This window comes from Tunturiibacter gelidiferens (assembly GCF_051013345.1).
Lineage (GTDB): Bacteria > Acidobacteriota > Terriglobia > Terriglobales > Acidobacteriaceae > Edaphobacter > Edaphobacter gelidiferens_A.
In genome coordinates, this window is sequence record NZ_CP132939.1 from 1,442,457 (window position 1) to 1,462,021 (window position 19,565).

At 55.2% G+C, this 19,565-nt stretch carries 13 protein-coding genes and 2 pseudogenes; 14 read left to right on the plus strand and 1 reads right to left on the minus strand.

Features of this window, described 5'->3' with window-relative positions; translation table 11 throughout:
- The first annotated feature begins 63 nt into the window (after window positions 1–63).
- From RBB80_RS07060 to RBB80_RS07125, 14 genes and pseudogenes are all read left to right on the plus strand, one after another.
- On the plus strand, window positions 64–2,337 hold the full coding sequence (locus RBB80_RS07060) for a GH92 family glycosyl hydrolase (protein WP_433967509.1): 2,274 nt from the start codon (window positions 64–66) through the stop codon (window positions 2,335–2,337).
- 215 nt (window positions 2,338–2,552) lie between these two features.
- Window positions 2,553–4,813: pseudogene (locus RBB80_RS07065) on the plus strand (GH92 family glycosyl hydrolase).
- A 35-nt stretch (window positions 4,814–4,848) separates the two neighbouring features.
- Complete coding sequence (locus RBB80_RS07070; protein WP_433967510.1) at window positions 4,849–5,631, plus strand: hypothetical protein; 783 nt, start codon at window positions 4,849–4,851, stop codon at window positions 5,629–5,631.
- A gap of 26 nt (window positions 5,632–5,657) precedes the next feature.
- On the plus strand, window positions 5,658–7,229 hold the full coding sequence (locus RBB80_RS07075) for a GH92 family glycosyl hydrolase (RefSeq protein WP_433967511.1): 1,572 nt from the start codon (window positions 5,658–5,660) through the stop codon (window positions 7,227–7,229).
- 1,019 nt (window positions 7,230–8,248) lie between these two features.
- Window positions 8,249–8,314: pseudogene (locus RBB80_RS07080) on the plus strand (hypothetical protein); the annotation flags it as partial.
- Between the two features lie 21 nt (window positions 8,315–8,335).
- A complete protein-coding gene (locus tag RBB80_RS07085) occupies window positions 8,336–9,793 on the plus strand; it encodes an IPT/TIG domain-containing protein (RefSeq protein ID WP_433967512.1) in 1,458 nt (485 codons plus the stop codon).
- Window positions 9,750–11,651: a hypothetical protein gene (locus RBB80_RS07090; RefSeq protein WP_433967513.1), complete on the plus strand. Its 1,902-nt coding sequence runs from the start codon at window positions 9,750–9,752 to the stop codon at window positions 11,649–11,651. The genes RBB80_RS07085 and RBB80_RS07090 overlap by 44 nt, the downstream gene beginning before the upstream one ends.
- Window positions 11,652–11,701: 50 nt before the next feature.
- The gene (locus RBB80_RS07095; protein ID WP_433967514.1) at window positions 11,702–12,034 is read left to right on the plus strand and encodes a hypothetical protein; all 333 of its coding nucleotides are present in this window, start codon (window positions 11,702–11,704) and stop codon (window positions 12,032–12,034) included.
- A gap of 28 nt (window positions 12,035–12,062) precedes the next feature.
- Window positions 12,063–12,380 (plus strand): IPT/TIG domain-containing protein, encoded by a 318-nt coding sequence (locus RBB80_RS07100; RefSeq protein WP_433967515.1) that lies wholly within the window; start codon window positions 12,063–12,065, stop codon window positions 12,378–12,380.
- Between the two features lie 410 nt (window positions 12,381–12,790).
- The gene (locus RBB80_RS07105) at window positions 12,791–13,264 is read left to right on the plus strand and encodes a hypothetical protein (RefSeq protein WP_433967516.1); all 474 of its coding nucleotides are present in this window, start codon (window positions 12,791–12,793) and stop codon (window positions 13,262–13,264) included.
- Window positions 13,265–13,268: 4 nt separating this feature from the next.
- Window positions 13,269–13,730, plus strand: coding sequence for a hypothetical protein (locus tag RBB80_RS07110; protein WP_433967517.1), 462 nt, complete (start codon window positions 13,269–13,271; stop codon window positions 13,728–13,730).
- A gap of 138 nt (window positions 13,731–13,868) precedes the next feature.
- A complete protein-coding gene (locus RBB80_RS07115; protein ID WP_433967518.1) occupies window positions 13,869–14,858 on the plus strand; it encodes an AcrB/AcrD/AcrF family protein in 990 nt (329 codons plus the stop codon).
- Window positions 14,859–14,894: 36 nt separating this feature from the next.
- A complete protein-coding gene (gene rbsK / locus RBB80_RS07120; RefSeq protein WP_433967519.1) occupies window positions 14,895–15,836 on the plus strand; it encodes a ribokinase in 942 nt (313 codons plus the stop codon).
- A gap of 242 nt (window positions 15,837–16,078) precedes the next feature.
- Window positions 16,079–16,405, plus strand: coding sequence for a hypothetical protein (locus tag RBB80_RS07125; RefSeq protein ID WP_433967520.1), 327 nt, complete (start codon window positions 16,079–16,081; stop codon window positions 16,403–16,405).
- Window positions 16,406–17,200: 795 nt separating this feature from the next.
- Here the strand turns inward: RBB80_RS07125 and RBB80_RS07130 are convergent.
- The gene (locus tag RBB80_RS07130; RefSeq protein WP_433967521.1) at window positions 17,201–19,345 is read right to left on the minus strand and encodes a TonB-dependent receptor; all 2,145 of its coding nucleotides are present in this window, start codon (window positions 19,343–19,345) and stop codon (window positions 17,201–17,203) included.
- Window positions 19,346–19,565: the final 220 nt, after the last annotated feature.

Genomic DNA, 19,565 nt, shown 5'->3' on the forward strand with positions numbered 1-19,565 from the left:
TACGGCTTAGTCCATCGCGGGATCGCTAGTTATCAGATGTTGTAAGGGCCATGGGAAAAAATTATGAGTTCAGGGTCGAAGATCGGCACGATGGCGGGGAGTAGACGCACTTTTCTTAAATCAACGGGACTGGCGGCGATCGGCTCAACTCTTGGCAGCTCGTCTGCGGCGACCGCGGCAACCGTTGTCGGAGGTGAAGCACCTGGCGCCGCATCTGTATCCCAGACTCCAGTCGAGATGGTGAATCTGTTGCAGGGAACGGATTCTACGCCGGTCTTCTCACGTGGAAATACGCTGCCGATCGCTGCGCTGCCCTTCGGCATGGGGCACTGGACGATTCAATCGCGTGCGAACTCGCCATGGATGTTTCAGCCTGGCGAGCGTCGTCTCCAAGGATTTCGCTGCACGCATCAATTGAGTCCTTGGCTCTCCGATTATGGATACGCCAGCTTTCTACCGTTCAGTGGCGACATTAGCCCGGAGCCGACCTCGCGAGCATCCTCGTATCGTCCAGAGGAAGCGCGATTATCTCCTCATTCGATACAGATCAACCTATTGCGTTACCAGACACAGGTGGAGCTTGTGCCGACAGAACGATGTGCTGTGATTCATGCACAATTCGTAGAGAATGCTGTACCAGGATTTCTCTTCGACGTTCCAGGCGAGACCGGTGTCGTGAATCCAGAGGCTGAAAATCAGACCATTTCCTTCCAATCAACCGCGAATTCTGGCGGTGTTCCGGAAAACTTTGCTGCCTATTATGTAATTCGCTTTGCTGAAAGATGGGAGAGCTTTGAGGTCAAACAGCTCCATGGACATCGGGTGGGCGTGGTGCGATTCGCAGCGTCCAACCAGTCAGTCGAAGCGCGGATTGGCACTTCGTTTATCTCCTTCGAGCAGGCCAATAACAATCTTGACGTAGAGTTAGGGAAGAGATCGATTGAGGCGTTGCGCGATGCGGGAGCGAAGACCTGGAATGATCATCTGTCTCGCATCGAGATCGCGGGCGGCACAGAAGACCAGAAGAAGACCTTCTACTCCTGCCTGTATCGCGCGCTGCTCTTTCCGCGTATGTGGCATGAGCCGGATGCGCAGGGCAACCCGCATCACTTCAGCCCATACACAGGTAAGGTCGTTTCGGGGGTGATGTACGCGGATCATGGTTATTGGGATGTGTACCGTGCCTGGTATCCGCTGATGTCCATCCTGTTTCCAGAACGGCTAGGCGAGATCCTTCAGGCGTGGGTCAATATTTACAAAGAAGGTGGATGGCTGCCGCAATTTCCGTGCCCCGGCTATCGCGCCTGTATGACGGGAAGTTTGATCGACGCGGTCTTCGGAGACGCCGCAGTCAAAGGTCTAAACGGCTTCGATCTGGCAACGGCATATGAGGGATTGAAGAAGCATGCGACTATGCCGGGTGACCCTGATAAAGGATATGGTCGTGTAGGCATTGAGTACTACTTGAAGCTCAACTACGTACCCGCAAATCGCATCGATCAGTCCGCCGTCGAGACAGCCGATGCGGCGTATGGAGATTTTTGCATCGCACAGGTTGCGAAGATGTTGGGCAAGCAGGAAGACCACGTTGCATTCACGAAGCGCTCGCAGAACTGGCGCCACCTGTTTGATAGCAAGACCGGATTTTTGCGGGGCAAGAATGAAGATGGCTCCTGGGTTGAGCCGTTCGATCCTTTTGCATGGGGAAGCCCCTATGTGGAAGGCTCGGCGTGGCAGCATCGCTGGGATGTTCCGCATGACTTGCCGGGGCTGTTCGGGGTCATGGGTGGACGCGACAAGGCCGTGGCCGCGCTGGACGAGGCGCTTGCGTTGCCGCCGACCTTCCATGTCGGTGCTTACGGTCAGGAGATTCACGAGATGTCGGAGATGGCTGCTGTGAAATTCGGGCAGTACGCGCACAGCAATCAGCCAAGTCATCACGTGCTTTATGTCTTCGCCGCAGCGGGACGTCCGGATCGTACGCAGTACTGGGTACGAAAGGTGATGCAGGAGCTTTACACCAAAGACACCTTCGCAGGCGATGAAGATACTGGCTCCATGTCAGCCTGGTTTTTATTCAGCTCCCTAGGCTTTTACCCATTGTGCCCGGGAAGGCCGGAGTATACCCTCGGCAGCCCGCTGTTTGATCGGGTAACGTTGCACTTGCCAGGTGGCAAGACCTTCGTGATTCACTCCGCCGGCAACAATGCCGCTACGCCCTTTGTGCGTGGGGTCCGATTGAATGGAGAGGCCTTCGCCAACACGAGTATCGAGCACAGCGTGATTGCAAAAGGTGGAACGCTTGTCTTTGCTATGTCGTCGGAGGCGAAAGTTTAACCCGGCGCTCGAGGCATTGGTGAAGTGGGCATCGACCTTGCCCAAAGAATAGGCCTCAATAGTCTGAAAGGCTGCTGTAAGCCGAAAGGTGTATTTTGCTGAAAGACGATCGTCGCTATGCTTCGCAGCTCCTTCCACAAAGATTGCTTCTTATCTTTTGCGTATTTTTTCTACGTGGCGAAACCCTTCCGGCGCAGACCCAATCTCCGGCCGCGTTGGTCGACCCCTTCATCGGTACCGGCCCAGACGGGCATACATTTCCCGGGGCCACAGTTCCCTTCGGCATGGTGCAGCTCTCTCCAGATACGCAGATACGCAGCTTCAAACAGAGCTACAAATGGGCTGCAGGATATCGTTATGAAGACACAACCATCCTAGGCTTCTCGCATACCCACTTCTCCGGTGCCGGACACTCCGACCTCGGCGATGTGCTCTTGCAGCCGATCTCGGGAGGCGTGCTTCTCGAGCCAGGTGATATAGAAAAAACAGGTCAGGCTATCGCTCGCGATTCAGTCATGACAGTGAGAAGGCAGAACCCGGCTACTATGCGGTCAGTCTTCTCGACTACAACATCCGCGCAGAACTGACTGCCACCCAGCGCGTGGGTGTGCACCGTTACACCTATCCGTCGGGAAGCCCGGCACACGTTCTGCTCGATCTTCGTTCATCTATCTATAACTATCCCGGCAAAGTGCTCTGGTCACGTATGCGCGTTCGTGCTGATGGCACAGTCACCGGAATGCGCGAGACACGTGGCTGGGCACCCGGCCGACAGCTCTATTTCGCTATCCGCTTCTCTCAACCGATCACGCAACATAACCTTTACGATCGTGAACCTCTGCCAGTGGAGTATCGGGGATTCAAGTCTCCGGGGACCACTCCCAACGGCCTGCAATCAATAGAGGGCCGCGGGCTCATTGGTGTGTTCGATTTTGCGCCGCTCACGCAACCTCTGATCGTAAAGGTCGCTATATCCCCTGTCAGTGAAGACTCTGCCATTGCAAATATGAATGCAGAGATGCCCAGCTTTGACTTTGACGCTGTACACGCTGCGGCAACGGCCTCATGGAATCATGAGCTGCGTGCCATCGACTTCCAGGCAGCGCCCGCAATGGAGAAAAATCTTTACAGCGCTCTTTATCACGCTTTACTTGCACCATCTCTCAGCATGGATGTGGACGGCGGCTATCGTGGTCCTGACAATCAGATCCACTACGCGAAAGGATTCCACTTCGTCTCCAGTTTGTCCTTGTGGGACACGTATCGCGCGGAGCAGCCGCTGATGACGTTGATTGAGCCTGAGCAGCGGACCAGTGACCTGATCAACTCGCTGCTGGCATCACAGCACGAAAGCCCGTTCGGCATCTTGCCTGTCTGGCAGTTCCAGGGAATCGAGACCTGGTGCATGATCGGCTATCACGCTGTCCCGGAGATCGTCGACGCATTCGTAAAAGGCATACGTGGCTTCGACGCCAGCGATGCGCTCAACGCCATGGTTGCCAGTGCAACCTATGCTCCCTACGGAGACCTGGATGAGTACATGCGACGTGGATACGTCCCGGTAGACAATGACGGAGAAGCCGCCTCAAAGACCGTCGAATATGCATTTGACGATTGGACTATCTCTCGCATGGCACGCGCGATGCGTCGACCAGACGTAGGTGACACCTTCGAAAAAAGGGCTTCCTACTGGCGCAACAACTTTAACGTCACGGACGGTTTCGTTGAGCCACGCCTTGCCGACGGCAGATTTCGTACGCCGTTCGACCCTGCACGGGCTGGCGCGGAGAGCGGCTTCACCGAAGGCAACGCGTGGCAGTATTCCTGGTATCAGCCACAGGATGTCCAAGGGCTGATCAATCTGCTTGGGGGCGACAATCAACTTATTGGGAAGCTGGACGCGATGTTCGATGCGAAGGTCGATCTTCGACAATATGCAGACGTGGAAGACATTAGCGGCATGATTGGCCAATACATTCATGGGAACGAGCCAAGTCACCACCTTGCATACCTATATAACTACGCAGGAGCGCCGTTACGCACGCAGGAGCGCCTCAAACAGATCATGGACTCGCAGTACCGGCCCGCGCCCGATGGCTTGGTAGGCAACGATGATCTTGGACAGATGTCAGCATGGTTTGTCTTCACTTCTCTTGGTTTCTATCCGGTCGCACCAGGTTCGAACGAGTACGTCATCGGACGCCCTTTTGTCGATCGCGCAACATTGCATTTGCCGAACGGAAAGACCTTAGTGATCATCGCTGAGAATTTGAGCGACACGAACTCCTATCTAAAGTCCGTCACTTTGAATGGCAAGCCATTGACGCGCAGCTTTGTCCGCCACGAAGAACTGATGCGCGGTGGCGAACTCCGCTTCGTGATGAGTCCTAAGGTTGATGCGACCTGGTCAATCCAACAACTCGAAAAGCCATACTCAATGAGCGAACAAGCAACTTCGTTACAGAGGATGAAATGAGATATCTGAAGCTTGCCGCAACTCTGTTGAGTCCTTTGATCGCAGTCTCTCCTTTTTATGCTGAAACAGGGGGACAACGCGATCCAGCCAGTTGGGTGAATCCATTGATCGGTACAACCAATGGAGGGAATGTCTTCCCCGGCGCGGTATTGCCCTTTGGCATGGTGCAGTTCAGTCCAGAGACAAGCCCTTTCAATCTGAAGTCCTCCATTGCTGCGCCCGGCGGCTATGAATTCAGATCGGACAAGATCCGCGGCTTCAGCTTAACCAACGTAGAGGGTTGGGGCTGTGGTGGCGGCTCGGGCGATATCCCCATTATGCCGCTCGCAGAGGCTATCGGTGCATCACCCTCTTCCGACTTCCGCTATGCCTATGCCTCTCACTTCACACACAATAAAGAGCAAGCTCATCCCGGTCACTATCATGTGGCTTTGGATAGCGGCATTGGTGTTGACCTTACGGCATCGCTCCATACAGGCTCTGCCACGTTCAGCTTTCCCGAAGGCAAACCAGCCAATATTCTGGTTCGTACCTCGGACTCAGAGGTAGGCTCGACCGACGCACATACAACCGTGGATGCAGCACACCGTACGGTCTCAGGTTCGGTGACCAGCGGAAACTTTTGCGGTTATATCGATAAGGCTGACAGGCGCAGTTACTACACGGTCTATTTCGTTGCAGAGTTCGACCAACCCTTTCTCCAGACCGGTGCCTGGCACGACATGCAGATCACAGCGGGAGCAATAAAAGCCGAAGGCGGCTCAGGTTTTGGCCAAAAAGGATTTCCGGAAAAAAACATGGCTCTGGTGTCTGGGTAGGCTTCGATCCGGACCATACTCGACAGGTGCTGGTCCGCGTCGGCATCTCTTACGTCAGCGAGGCAAACGCCCGCGAAAATCTTGCCGTTGAAAATCCTTCGGGCACGACCTTTGATGTTTTACGCCAAAAGGCGGAAGCAGCATGGAACCGGAAGCTGGGACAGATTGAGATCGAAGGCGGTACGGACGATCAGCGCACTGTCTTTACCACCGCGCTCTATCACGCATCGATGACGCCGAACGTCTATAGTGACACCAACGGTGAATATCGCGGGATGGACGGCAAAGTTCATCGCGTTGCCGGTCCGCAACAGGCTCAGTACGCAAACTTCTCCGGCTGGGATGTCTATCGCTCTCAGCTGCAGCTTCTCACATGGCTTGATTCCTCCATTGGCAGTGACATCGCGCAGAGCCTGCTCAATCAGTCGCAACAGAATGGCGGCGCTTGGGATCGCTGGACGCATAACTCAGGGGCAACGCATGTAATGAATGGAGATCCAGCGGCGCCAGCCATTGCGGACATCTGGGCCTTTGGCGGTCATGGCTTTGATGCACGGGCCTCGCTGCGATCACTTGTCCACGCGGCGGATGTGCCAACTGCTGCTGATTTGTCGAAGACCGGGTGTCCGGTCCTGTGCGAAGCGGAGCGCCCGGCACTCGATCAATGGCTTAAGCTGCACTATATTCCGGTGGGCGCTCCAAGCTGGGGGCCAGCTGCGGATACCCTGGAGGATGTAAGCGCGGAGTTTGGGATATCGGCACTCGCCGACCGGCTTGGGGACAAAGCCATAAGCCGCCGCTTTATCAAGCGCGCTCAGTATTGGCGCAATATCTGGAACCCTAACGCTGCACCCGACGGCGGCTACTTTGAAAACCGAAATGCAAACGGTACTTGGGCTACGGTGCAGGACGACAACGAGAAAGCACCTCATCCGTTTACTCCCTCCACAGAGGATGGTTTCGTGGAAGGGAGTGCGGCGCAGTATGTCTGGATGGTTCCCTTCAATGTGCATGGACTTTTTGAAGCGATGGGAGGGAAGGAGAAAGCTGCCGCCCGCCTCGATGCTTTCTTCTACGACGCGAAAGGGGCTCCTGCCGTCACGAACGCGGGGCCTCTTCATGCCGAACTCAACAATGAGCCGTCTATCGAGACGCCTTGGCTCTATGACTTTGCTGGTCAGCCATGGAAGACGCAGCAGCTCGTGCGGCAGGTACTCAATACGATCTGGCTGAATGCGCCCAATGGTATTCCCGGCAATGATGACCTTGGTGAAATGTCCTCGTGGGATGTGTTCGCGTCACTTGGTTTTTATCCGGAGATTCCGGGGCGCGCCGAACTGGTTCTGGGCAGTCCACTCTTTTCCAGGATTGTGATTCATCGGCCGGATGGGGACATCACGATCCGAGCTCCAGGGGCAGCTGCAGATAAACCATACGTCAGCAGTTTGAGGGTCAACGGCAAGTCAACGACGAAGACCTGGTTACCTGAGTCCTTCGCAGCTCATGGCGGAGTTCTTGACTTCGTTCTATTCGGAACGCCGAACAAGAGTTTCGGCTCGCATGATGACGATCAGCCACCCTCCTTTGAAGGGAAGTGATATGCCATCATGCAGACGCCCAGGCAAGTCAGAGTGTCGATGAGAGATCATCAGTAACATAAGAGGCGGAAGGAGATGTATGTGCCTGTTGGAAGGGATTCGGAAGCGTAAAAGTTCGAAAATCGTCTAGCAGGGCCGACCATTCTTTTTGCTACGTTATTTCAGCCACTTACAAGCGAACCCATTTGTTCTTTTCGAACTCGACACGACGAAGGCCGAAACATCTGTGATCAAAGAAGTTTCCGAAAGCAAGCTTTTCAAGCAATCGCATCAAAGATACCGACTTATGATCATCGAACGACGGATCCGACACATATTTCCCGTGTATCGAATATGAAGCATGTAACTTCTATTTTGGTTTGGTTTCTTGGTCGATCTGCCTCCCCACAAAACTCTGACCGTAAACCAAAACTGTCGTTCTCTGCGTAGAACAGCCGCACGGATGTGTCCACTGCCGACATCTATTACGAGCGACAACAATATTCTCTAAAGAAGGCGTAAGTCATCATCCGCGACTACCCCTTGGATAGCCAAGAGCGCATCGAGTAGCCACCACTCCGCTATCACCCAGCCTCTGGCCAAAGCCGGAAGAATCTTGAATCAGACCCGAGGGAGGTCGAATCCGGAAGCGTTCTTTTCGCCGAGGCTTGGGAGATCGCCGATTTAGCACCGGCTAGAAAAAGAAGGAGTTAAAACGTTACTCATCGTGTATTTTGAGTGACTGTAGTCCATCCGGCGGTTATTGAGAGGTAGGCTCCTTCGGTGAGAGTCCCTGGGTCCTGTAGATTGATGTCCTTTTTTGCTCGTTTCTCTGCATTGGTTTTGGCACTCGGCATCCTGGTAGTCATTAGCGGCTGCGCAGGCGGCGGTTCCGGCTCAGGTTCCGGCTCAGGAAGTGGCGGTGGTGGCAACACTACTCCGACGCCGGCCATAACATCCATCAGCCCGAATCGAGTGCCCTGACCCTGACCATTAGCGGTTCCGGATTTCTGAACACAAGTGTTGTCCAAGTCGGTGGCATAACGGTATCGGCCGCTTACGTCAACAGCACTCAGATGACTGTGACCGTGCCAGCTAATCAATTAACGAGCGGCGCAGAGATATCGGTGGTCGTGTCAAATGGGTCATTGAGCAGCAGCAGCTCTGCTACGACGATCAACCTGGAGGTTGACAATCCTGCGCCGACGATCACGTCATTCTCGCCTTCGAGTGAAGTGACAGGAGCAGCATCCACCGTCATTACGACAATCGGAACGGGCTTTACACCGGCAACGGTCCTGAATGTGAACGGTGTGGCACGGACAACCACGTTCACCAGTTCAACTCAGATCAGCGTGACCATGAATGCTGCTGACGTCGCAGCGGCCGGCAGTCTCTCTCTGACTGCGGTGAACCCCACACCGGGCGGAGGCACCTCACCAGCCATCAGCCTTCCGGTCAACAATCCTGCCGTCGGAACCATTCACCTCAGTCCGTCTACACTGACCGCCGGAGCAACTGTACCGGCAACGATTACGGTGACAGGGAATACGTTTCTCCCCACGTCTGTTGTCCAGTTGAACGGGAGCGCCCGTGTCACCAACTACGTCAGCTCGACGACCCTGACGTTCATCGCCACAGTCGCCGATCAAGCTACTGCAGGTACACTTGCTGTGACGGTGACTAATCCCGCGCCCGGCGGTGGAACCTCGCCTTCAGCTAATCTCAGCATCCTTCAGTCCGCCACGCCGGTCATCACGTCGGTTTCCCCGAGTTCGATCGTTGCTGGCTCACCGAATTGGGACATAAGCGTGTTTGGAACTGGCTTCACCGCAAACTCCGTGGTGCAGTGGAACGGTACGAATCTGATCGCCACGCTGAGCTATCCCTACAATGGCACTGGGTTGATCGCGACTGTGCCGGGCGCCTACCTCACCACGTTAGGAACGGCAACAGTGACAGTCACGACGCCGAGCGCGACCCCGCCGCTTTCCAATGGCGTGACAGTGAACATTACAAACCCGCCGATTCCTGTCCTGACTTCCATCTCTCCCAGCGCGGGCCCGATCAATTCAGCAGCAGCCGCTACGCTGACTGGTACGGGGTTTACCGCAAATACGAATGTCGCGCTGAATGGCGTGACAATCCCGTCCACGTATGTGAGCCCAACGCAGATCACCGCAACCTTCCCAGCTTCAAGCCTGGCAATTCCTGGAAATGTTAATGTGACCGTAACGACTCCGGCGCCCGGTGGTGGAAGCAGCTCTCCTCAGGTCTACACAACCTACATTTTGATCCCGAATAATGACATCGCTTACAACCCCACCGACGGATTGCTGTATGCGTCCGTGCCGACTGAGGCCGTAGGAGCCCTCGAAAATTGCGTGGTAGGCATCGATCCTCTGACCGGCACGGTAACGCGCCAGATCTGGGTTGGCACCAATCCGAACAAGCTCGCGATCTCGACCGACGGCACTCAGCTCTTTTGTCGGTTTGGATGGCGCGGGAGCCGTTGCTCAGGTCAATCTGGCGCAGGGCAAAGTGGTCAATCAGTTTTCTTTGGGCGGCGGCCCGGGAATCTATAACCCTCCCTACCCCGCCCAATACCTCGCTGCCGTTCCCAGATCTCCCAACTCGGTCGCGGTCGCGATTCAGGGTAGTTTCTCCTCTGGAACTGGCGTGACCATCTTCGACTCCGGCGTCGCTCGCACCACCAGCTCTTCAAGTGCTGGCGAGGGACCGCTCAGCTTCGGTTCGTCCGCCTCGAATCTCTATGTGGCAGGTTCCACCGTTCAGGATCTGACGGTGAACTCCACCGGCATAACCGCGGCGACCACAATCTACAATTCTTCGAGCACAGCGAGTTGGCTCCAGTACGACAATGGGCGACTCTATCTCTCCACAGGTGCTGTCGTGAACGCCTCCACGGGCGCTCTTCTTGGAACGTTCTACAGCACTGCGAGCACTCCAGCCAACGGACCGGTTGTCTCGGATTCGACACTGGGCAGTGCGTTTGTCGGAGTATCGTCATTTTCCAATAGCGGCCAGGTGCTCGCTTTTGATGAAAGCTCGTTCAATCTCACTGGCAGTATTCCGGTGAACGGCGTTGGCACTCAGGGCTACCCGACAAGCTTCCGGAAGATCGTTCGCTGGGGGCAGAATGGCATCGCGCTCAGCACTATACCGAGTGCGTTCAGTTCCACCAACCAGATCTACATCTTCCAGTCACCGCTGGTGAAGGATATTTCCTCCTCGCCAGGTGACATTTCCGTTTCGCTGATAGCGCCGGCCACGGCCACAACCGGCACAGCCATCGCCTGGGTCGCAACCGTCAGCAATTCAGGTCCGAATTCCGCGGTCGGCACAACGCTGGCAATGAATCTTGATCCATCTCTCATCATCAACAACGTCACCGCGAGTCAGGGATCATGCGGGACCGGTGCTGCATTTACGTGTGACCTCGGCAGCCTGGCCAATGGGGCAAGCGCGATTGTGACGGTGAACGCGACTGCAACGAACACGGGTACGCTTGCCGGAACAGCCAACGCTTCCTCGACCAGCTACGATCCCAACTTCGCCAACAATCAATCCACCACCAGCACCACCGTAACGGGAGGCCTTTACGGCGCTATGCCCGCCATCTCCGCCATCGCTCCTAATCTAGTTCAGGCGGGTTCGGCGGACTTTACCCTTACAGTGACCGGGACTGGCTTCAATACGGCTTCGACTGTCAATCTCGGCACGACCGCACTTGCGACGACCTACGTTAGCGCAGCGAAGCTAACCGCAACCGTGACCGCAACAGAGATCGCGAATTATGGCTGGGGGGCAGTGACCGTTTCGAATCCCATGCCGGGCGGTGGCGTGTCCCAGATTGTACCGCTGACGATTTACGGCGTGGTCAACGTTCCGGCGAGCGCCCTCCTCTTTGATCCTTATTCACAACTCCTCTATGCCACTATTCCCAGCACGGCAACTAACCTCACGGGCAACTCCGTGGTGTCCGTCAATCCAGTTACTGGCTCGGTGGGAACCCCGGTTGCTGTCGGCAGTCAACCTACGGTGATGGCCGAGACAGGCGACGGCAACTATCTCTACATCGGATTAAGCGGGTCGGATAGTCTGGCGCAGTTCAATTTGCGTACAGGGAGTGTCGCTGCCACCATTCCTCTCACATATGCTTCGCAAAGTACCCCCGCGCTTTCGCTGGCAGCTATGCCCGGTACTGATACAACCCTGGCGATCGGCATCTCGAACGGATGGGACAACTTCGGCATCTTTGATGTGAACGGTAACACCGGAAGTTTTCGCCCGAATGTGTCAGGAATTTATGAAGGCGTCAATCCAGTCTTCGCAAGCCCGACGGAACTGTACGCCTACGACAGCCAGACATCGGAGCAGAATTCTATCGCTACAGCATCAATGCAAATGGCCTTACGCTGATTGATGGCACCACGCTCGATGGCATGGGTGGATCTAGTGGAGGGTTCCAATTGGCAAACGGCTTGGTGTATGGCGGAGCCGGTGGTATTGCCAATCCGAGCACCACACCTCCCTCGCAGATTGCCACGCTTCCATTGTTTGACTTCTACGGATCGGGAGATACTGCTCCTGGAGTGGGGAACGTGCCGGACCGGTCCCTGCAGAAGGAGTTTCTGATGCTGGAGAACACGGCGGGGACATGGGCTTACGGACTCGTGCGCTACGATTTGACGACTTATCTGCCGGAAGCAGTTCTCGGCATGCCCGCCTCGGCGTCCAGCGTTGAGTCAAACTGGACCATGCTGCTGGGGCCACGATGGACTGGCGCTGCTGTCTTACGATAACTTCGGCGTTAATCCACCTGTCGTGGTGATGATGCTTCTGCGCGGGCCGTTTGTCGCTCCGCAGGAGCTGGAGACGACGAACTCCGCGGCGAGCCTAACATCCAGTTCCGCCACGACGATTACGCACGGCAGCGGAAACACGATGGTCACCCTGACAGGATCGAACTTCCTTCCTGGAGTGGCGGTCACGTGGAACGGAAGTTATCGCACGACCACGATCGTTGACGCGACGCATGTTGCAGTGGCGATCCCGGCGAGCGACCTCGCGAGCACGGGAACTGCAACCGTTGTGGCGACGAATCCCGGCGCTTCGACATCGAACGCGCTACAAATCACGATTAACTAGCTTGCTAACCCACTGAACGTAGGGGTCGAGCTCTAAGGTGACGCCGAAATGGAACCGGTAGTTACTGCTAGATCTCGGAAAGTTCGACAATCGTCTACCAGGGCCGACCATTTACTTTCAATCTGTTAGATTCTGGAAAAGGTCCATTGGACCTCTGTGAAGGGCCACAAAGGTCCAATACCGACTCTGTACACTATAGGCCGTTCATGTGCCTTCAGGTTGATCGACAAAGAGCGCTGCGATAGCGTCTTGGGCAAGCCTCTTGTCAGCTGTAACGGCCTTGGCATATGTACCTAGGGGACTAGCGAACACCCAATCCCGCGGACTGGCAAAGCTGGTTGCTTCTTCCAGTTCTCAAGGGAGGATGCAAGCTCCTGAGACATGGGGATCCGCACCTCAAAAATGCGTTCATGCAACAATTCAACTTCAACCTGCAGCATGAATTTCCGAAAGACTTACTGGTGCAGGCCGGCTATGTCGGAGGCCTCGGAAACCGTTTGTGGTACGGATACCAGGCGAACGCAGCTCCGTTCTCCGCTGGAGGCAACGCATCCAATGCACAGGCGCGTCGTCGCTTCGAACCCCAGTACTTTGCCGGGATCACGCGAATATCTGATATTGCCTATTCGAATTACAACTCATTGCAACTCACCGCACGGAAGCGGCTTTCCGCCGGTTACACCATGCAAGTGGCGTATACCTTCGCGAAGTCACTAGACGTTGGTTCCTATGCTGATGCAGACGGTGCTACAGAGCAAGATCCCTACAATCTCCTGCAGCCCGAATACGCCAGATCTGATTTCAATCAAACACACCTACTTCGCATCAATGGCGTATGGATCTCCCACAGTTCAAAAACCTTGGCTTCGCGCGATTCCTCATAGGTGGATGGGAGATTTCAGGGCTTGTGAACTACAGCACTGGTACTCCTTCTCGGTGACTACGGGCGCCGCGGCGCCGTGGCTTGGGGCAGGCAGGGATATTGGGAACCTTCGTCTCAATCGGATCGGTAGTCCCTGTGCTGGTTGCGGGAGCCGCGACTCCTGGGCCAGGAAGGGATACTTCAGTACGGCGGCATACGTCGCGCCTCCAACCGGAACCTTCGGCAACAGCGGACGCAATAGCCTCGTCGGTCCTTCCTACTTTGTTACCGACATCAGCCTTGTGAAGAACTTTGCTTACCTGAAGCGCGATGGCGCGAATATTCAACTGCGCGGTGACTTCTTCAACCTTTTCAATGATGTGCCCTTCAACAATCCAGTTGCGACAAACACGTCGGCCGTCTTTGGGAAGGTTACCGCTGCTGGAAATGCGAGACAGGTTCAAGTCGCGTTGCGTGTAAGCTTCTAATCTTCGGCTGCATGCGGAGAATATTTGGAGTCGGCTTGACGTTTATCAGGGAGTGGCAGGTGCTGCGTTGCCCGCCACTTCCGAAGACCTTAAAGGCAATCGCAACTGAGGCGCGTCGCATTGGAAAGGAAGTACTGTATGTATCAGCCAGAAACCTATGGCCTGGCACTCCTGTTCATGATCGTCAGCATGTTGTGCTGGGGGTCATGGGCGAACTCCATGAAGCTTTGCCCGGGATATAGATTTCAGCTGCTTTACTGGGACTACGTTATCGGCTTGATTGCTGGCGCGGTTCTGTGGGGCGTGACTCTCGGAAGTGTGGGGAATGTCGGTCGATCATTTTTTGCGGACATCGCTCACACAGGCATACATCCCATTCTGCTCGCCATGGCTGGTGGCGCCATATTCAACATCGCGAATCTGCTGTTGGTAGCTGCGATCGATATTGCGGGGTTGGCGGTAGCGTTTCCTGTGGGCATCGGCCTGGCGCTTATTGTTGGTGCTGTCAGTACCTACATCATCTCGCCGAAAGGAAATCCGTTTCTGCTCTTCGGTGGTATTGCGCTCGTGATAGCGGCCATCGTGTTCGATGCCCTGGCCTATAGGTTGCGCGAAACAGAACACGCGGCCATGAGCCGCCGCGGCATCATCATTAGTCTGATCGCAGGACTTTTGATGGGCACGTTCTATCCGTTCGTCTCAAAAGCAATGACGGTCGAAGCCGCACCCGGACCCTACGCCGCCCTGCTGTTCTTCGCTCTCGGGGTGGCAGTTTGTGCGATCCCTGTGAACTTTTTCTTCATGCGCTTTCCTCTCGATGGCCGCGAGCCTGCCTCGATGCATGACTATTGGAAGGCAAGAGGAAGTTGGCATTTCTGGGGGGCCATGGGAGGGGCCATCTGGTGCACGGGAGCCATGGCCAATTTCGTGGCTTCGCAGGCTCACATCGTAGGACCCACTGTCTCCTATTCCATTGGGCAGGGTGCCACCATGATTTCTGCTTGCTGGGGCGTATTCGTCTGGCACGAATTCAGCGCTGCGCCGGCTCGTTCAAAGACCATTCTGAAGTGGATGTTCCTGTTCTTCGTGTGCGGTCTGATCGCGGTCGCTTGCGCTCCGATCTTTTGATAGCAACCTTCATCGTTACCTTTGAGGAGAAACGCATTGTCTGCCCAAAAGCCAATTGTCGTCGTCGGCAGCATTAATACAGACCTGGTAGCGGTGACTAAGAGAATGCCCGCTGTAGGCGAGACTGTCATCGCGTCCGACTTTCAGACTCATCCGGGCGGAAAAGGTGCAAATCAGGCCGTCTGCGTAGCGCGGTTAGGCTATCCCGTGCGCCTTATTGGGCGTTTGGGAAAGGACGCTTTCGGTGCCGAATTGCGAACCTATCTTCGTACAACAGGTGTTGATATGACCGGTGTTGCTACAAGCGATGGCGTCTCTGGCGTAGCCATGGTCGTAGTGTCGGAGCGCGGAGATAACAGCATCCTGGTAGCCCCCGGCGCTAATTCCAAGGTCACACCCGAAGATTTGGACGCCAACATATCCATCCTGAGAGATGCCGGCATGGTTCTGGCGCAGCTTGAGATACCGCTCGAGACCGTCGAATATCTGGCTCGCATCTGTGCGCGAGAAAATGTGCCACTGATTCTGGATCCCGCGCCAGCGAGTGATCTGCCGCCCAGCATCTTCAAAGACATCGCATGGTTCACTCCGAACCAAACTGAGGCGGCTTTTTACCTGGCGGACAAACACGCTGAATCAAGTCCGCCGACACCCGCAGAAACGGCACAAAGATTTCTTTCCAATGGCTGCCGTGGGGTCGTACTGAAGATGGGTGCGAATGGAATCTTTTTGGGGTCGCGGGATGGTATCGGCAGTCTGGTTCCCGCATTCTTTGTCAATGCAATCGATACAACGGCCGCAGGCGATGCGTTCAACGCGGGCTTTGCTACCGGGCTCATGCTCGGAAAATCACCGCTGGATAGCGCTGCATTTGGGGCTGCAGTTGCCGCCATTTCGGTAACACGCAAAGGCGCGCAGCCTTCGATGCCCACCATGGCGGAGGTAGAGAAGTTCATGGAAAAGGAATCGCACGAGTGACCTCGCCGAGCGGTAGTTAGCTAGCTACCGGACTACCGGAAATTGGCCATCGCATGATTGGCGTTCGCGCGTGAATGGCTCACAACCTATCTGCACGAAAGGAACTACGAAATGAAAAATGAATTTAGAACGATGTGGAGTGCCGCGGGCCTCAGTTCCCTCGCTGCTATGTTCACTAGCAGGCCAACGCACAGTTCGGAAATCCCACAGGCCAACTCATTCTTGCGCCGCCGTGTTTGACGATGGGCAACTTGGTACGGCCTGGAGCCGCTACTGATTGCACGGCGTCGACTCATCGCGAATGGCTCGCCGACAGTATGCATTGGCGTAAGGAGCGCCGCATCCGCATCGGCTACGATGGGTCCCGCTACAATTTGCCTCAACTTCAATGGGCCGAGCACAGCTTTATGCAGCCCCAGATGATGGCGCCTGATCGCTATTTGTACGATCCCGCCACTGGGAAATACACGGTCGACCGTTACGGTGTCTTCTCAAGCCGCTGGCCGCTGGCCGACCAGACTGTGTGGACTATCGTGAATCGCGATGAGTACGACGTCGACGGAAATTAGATGACGGTCCCCTACAACGAGGGTATGCGATACTTCGATCTCTATCACGGTACCGAACTCAAGCCAGGGATGAAGGGCGATCAAGCTGTACTTTCCTTTCGACAGAAGCCCACGGCTTCGGAGCAGTCGTCGCTACCAAAGGAAAACCGGATTCGAAGCTGAAAGAGTTGATGGGGAGATGAAAAGTATGACGGCTAAATTCTTGTCCAGCTACTCGCATGAGTGGCAAGCTCTGCCGCAGCACATCGTTGACATCGCACCCTCGGCTCCCGCCGCGTCCGATCTGGTACCTCCCGCAAGCCTACAAAAACGACGGGCATGACAAGCTGCTCTTGATGGCTCCAAGTTATGACCGATCGGGAACACTGGGATTCCGCTGTGTCAAGGACGCACAGTAGCCCAAGCCGAACGTCGCACCGCGGATCGTCGTTCGGCTTGGTTGTTTCCCGGCAAAGACTAATTCAATCTTTGCGGCATCTGTCGGTTTAACTATAGTTAGATAACTCCAAACTCCGGAAAGTTCGAAAATCGTCCACTAGGGCCGACCATTTATTTGTTCCTCTGTTTTGAGCAGCTTAGAGTAGAACCCATTCTTCTATTTCGAACTCTACACGAGCGACTCTCGTTGATGCGTTCGCTTTGGAGGAAAACCTATCAGTGAGTGCCTCGGCGATTATGCCCTCATTGAGAAGGCTGTAACGAGTCAATTGGCAACAATCAAACTTGTCCAATAAGCTGGCTCTCGGCCGAGTGGACACATTGCCCGTGGCTCATCCGGAATCCCGAAGATGACCCTTAGAACGTCTTCGAGATGGTCAGATTTACTGCACGCGGGCCAGCGGGAACGAGTCCGCCCGAAAAACCTGAGATCCAAAACTTACTGTCGGAGGCGTTTATTACCTGTGCTAAGACCGTCAGTCGCTTCTCGCGACCGAATGCATACCGTGCTCCCAAATCCAGGATCCTCCACGAAGGCACGCGATAGCTGTTGATGTCATCGAATGGGGCGGACCCATTTTGCATCAAGTTGCAAATGAGCATCAGGTTTTTGACGTGAAAAACCTCCCAGCTCAAGTCCACACGCTCGGTTGCGCCCGGTACGGAAGAGACACTTTTCCCTTCGGTGTCTGGAAGTCCCGTAGAGTGCTGTCTGGAGTTGATGAAGCTTACGGAGAGTATCGCGTGAAGGCTGGGAACGACATCGCCTGCGAAACCAATCTCTATCCCTTTACCTGTCTGGCGCCCATTCTGTGTAAAAGTCGGCGGATCGGTAACGGCGCTCACCACGCCGTAGGCTTCGCTGATGCGGTAAAAAGCGATCGTTCCAGACCATCTGCCGAAATGGGCTTTCGCTCCGGCTTCCACTTGGTTGCTGAGGGCTGGCGGAAATACCTGTCCGGCATTCTTTGTCTCTGGAGGAGCAACAGCTCCGGATTCCAGCGCCTGAATGAAATTGCCATAGAGGGAGATATTCGGGGTTATTTGAAACAGAGCCGCAACCGCAGGTGTGAACGCACTATCAAGATAGAGACTTGGCGAAATGTTATCGCGGAAATTGTCCTGCAGCCTCACAGTCGATCTGCGGAAGCCGCCTGTCACTAACAATTTGTCATGTACCACGCTGATGGTGTCGCCGAGATACCAACCTTTGGTGCTGTGGCTGTCTACCAGACCTGTAAGTGTCGATTCGGGAAGAACAAAGTTGGGAGAGGTCGGGCGATACGGTGTGTACAAATTGTAGGGCTGCGATGGACCGAAGTCATGGTCTTCTTGGTAGCTTCCCGTTTGTTGGACACGGTTCCATCCGGCGACAACCGAGTGGGTGAGAGAACCGGTCCTAAACTCACCACGAACGCCGACATCATTACTGTAGTTTTCCTGGGTGTAAACCTGACTGTATTGCTCGCAGAGAAGTGTGCCCGAGTAGTCCAGAAGAATAACCGGGCAATAGGCTGGAACACCGCCGAATGAGTGAGAGAAACCCGAGCCCGTTGTCACTGTCCAGCTTGGCGAGAGGTTGATATCCGCACGTCCGAGGATGATTTTCTGGTTGAAACCAATATGCATCCAGACAGGAACTGTGGATAGATTGGTCGGCATCGCTTGAGGAAGGTCGGGCACTCCCGGTCCCGGTATCACAACGTATTGAAAAGCCTGATTGTAATCGCGAAGGTATTGCGCATCCAACGAGAGCAGCACAAGCTTGGATCGATAATCGAGTCCAACCGCTGCGGCGCCATGCAGCAGCCGCGAATCGCGGATTTGCCCTTCACCATCACGGTAGGCCCCATTTACCCTCCCTCCGAATGCTTTGTGGGGGCCGACTCTGCCGGATGCGTCCACGTGTCCGCCATAGACACTCTTGCTGAGGTAAGTGGGCTCCAAGATCAGAAGCGGTCGCTCACCTGCCCGCTTTGGCGCCATATTCACTACGCCCCCAACAGATCCAGGGGCGCCCATGACGAAGGCGCTTGGACCATGGAACACATCAACACGCTCTACGAATTCCATAGTTGGCTGGCCAGCGTACAGTCCGAAAAGCCCGTTCACCGCCGCCTGGTTACCTGTGGCTTGTCTGAACCCGCGAACCAGGAACGTATCGGCGTACGGCGACGCCTTGGAAGAAGTCTGAGGTGAAACGAAGGCGGCATCGCTGCCCAGAACGTCAGTCAAAGTCAAAGCCTGCTGGTTCACGAGAAATGTGCTCGCGTAAGACTGAACACTGAACGGCACATCCTGAAGAAGCACGTCGCCGAAGATCCCTACATGACCGACGGTAGCGATCTGACCTCCAGCCAGCTCGGCTGCTGCTGCGCTTATGTTGACTGTAAATATGGCAGAGCCAGGCCGTAACATTGCATCGGGAAGAGTGAGGTTGACGCCTTTTAGGCCGAGATCCTCAAATATGAACGTGCTGAATGTAACGGCGGTAATCCTCACGCGATAGATGCCCGATGCAGGAGCTTACCTCGTAGCGTCCCGTCTCATCCGTTATCGCATTAGCGACTGTTTGTAAGCGGTCATCCTCGAGGGCGATAGCAGCATTAGCAATGGCCGCTCCTGAGCCATCCTTCACCACCCCATGCAGGACCGTTTGTGAATTGGATTGAGCTATTGCCAGTCTCTCCGAAGATAGTGGCAGGAGCAAAATAATGATGAC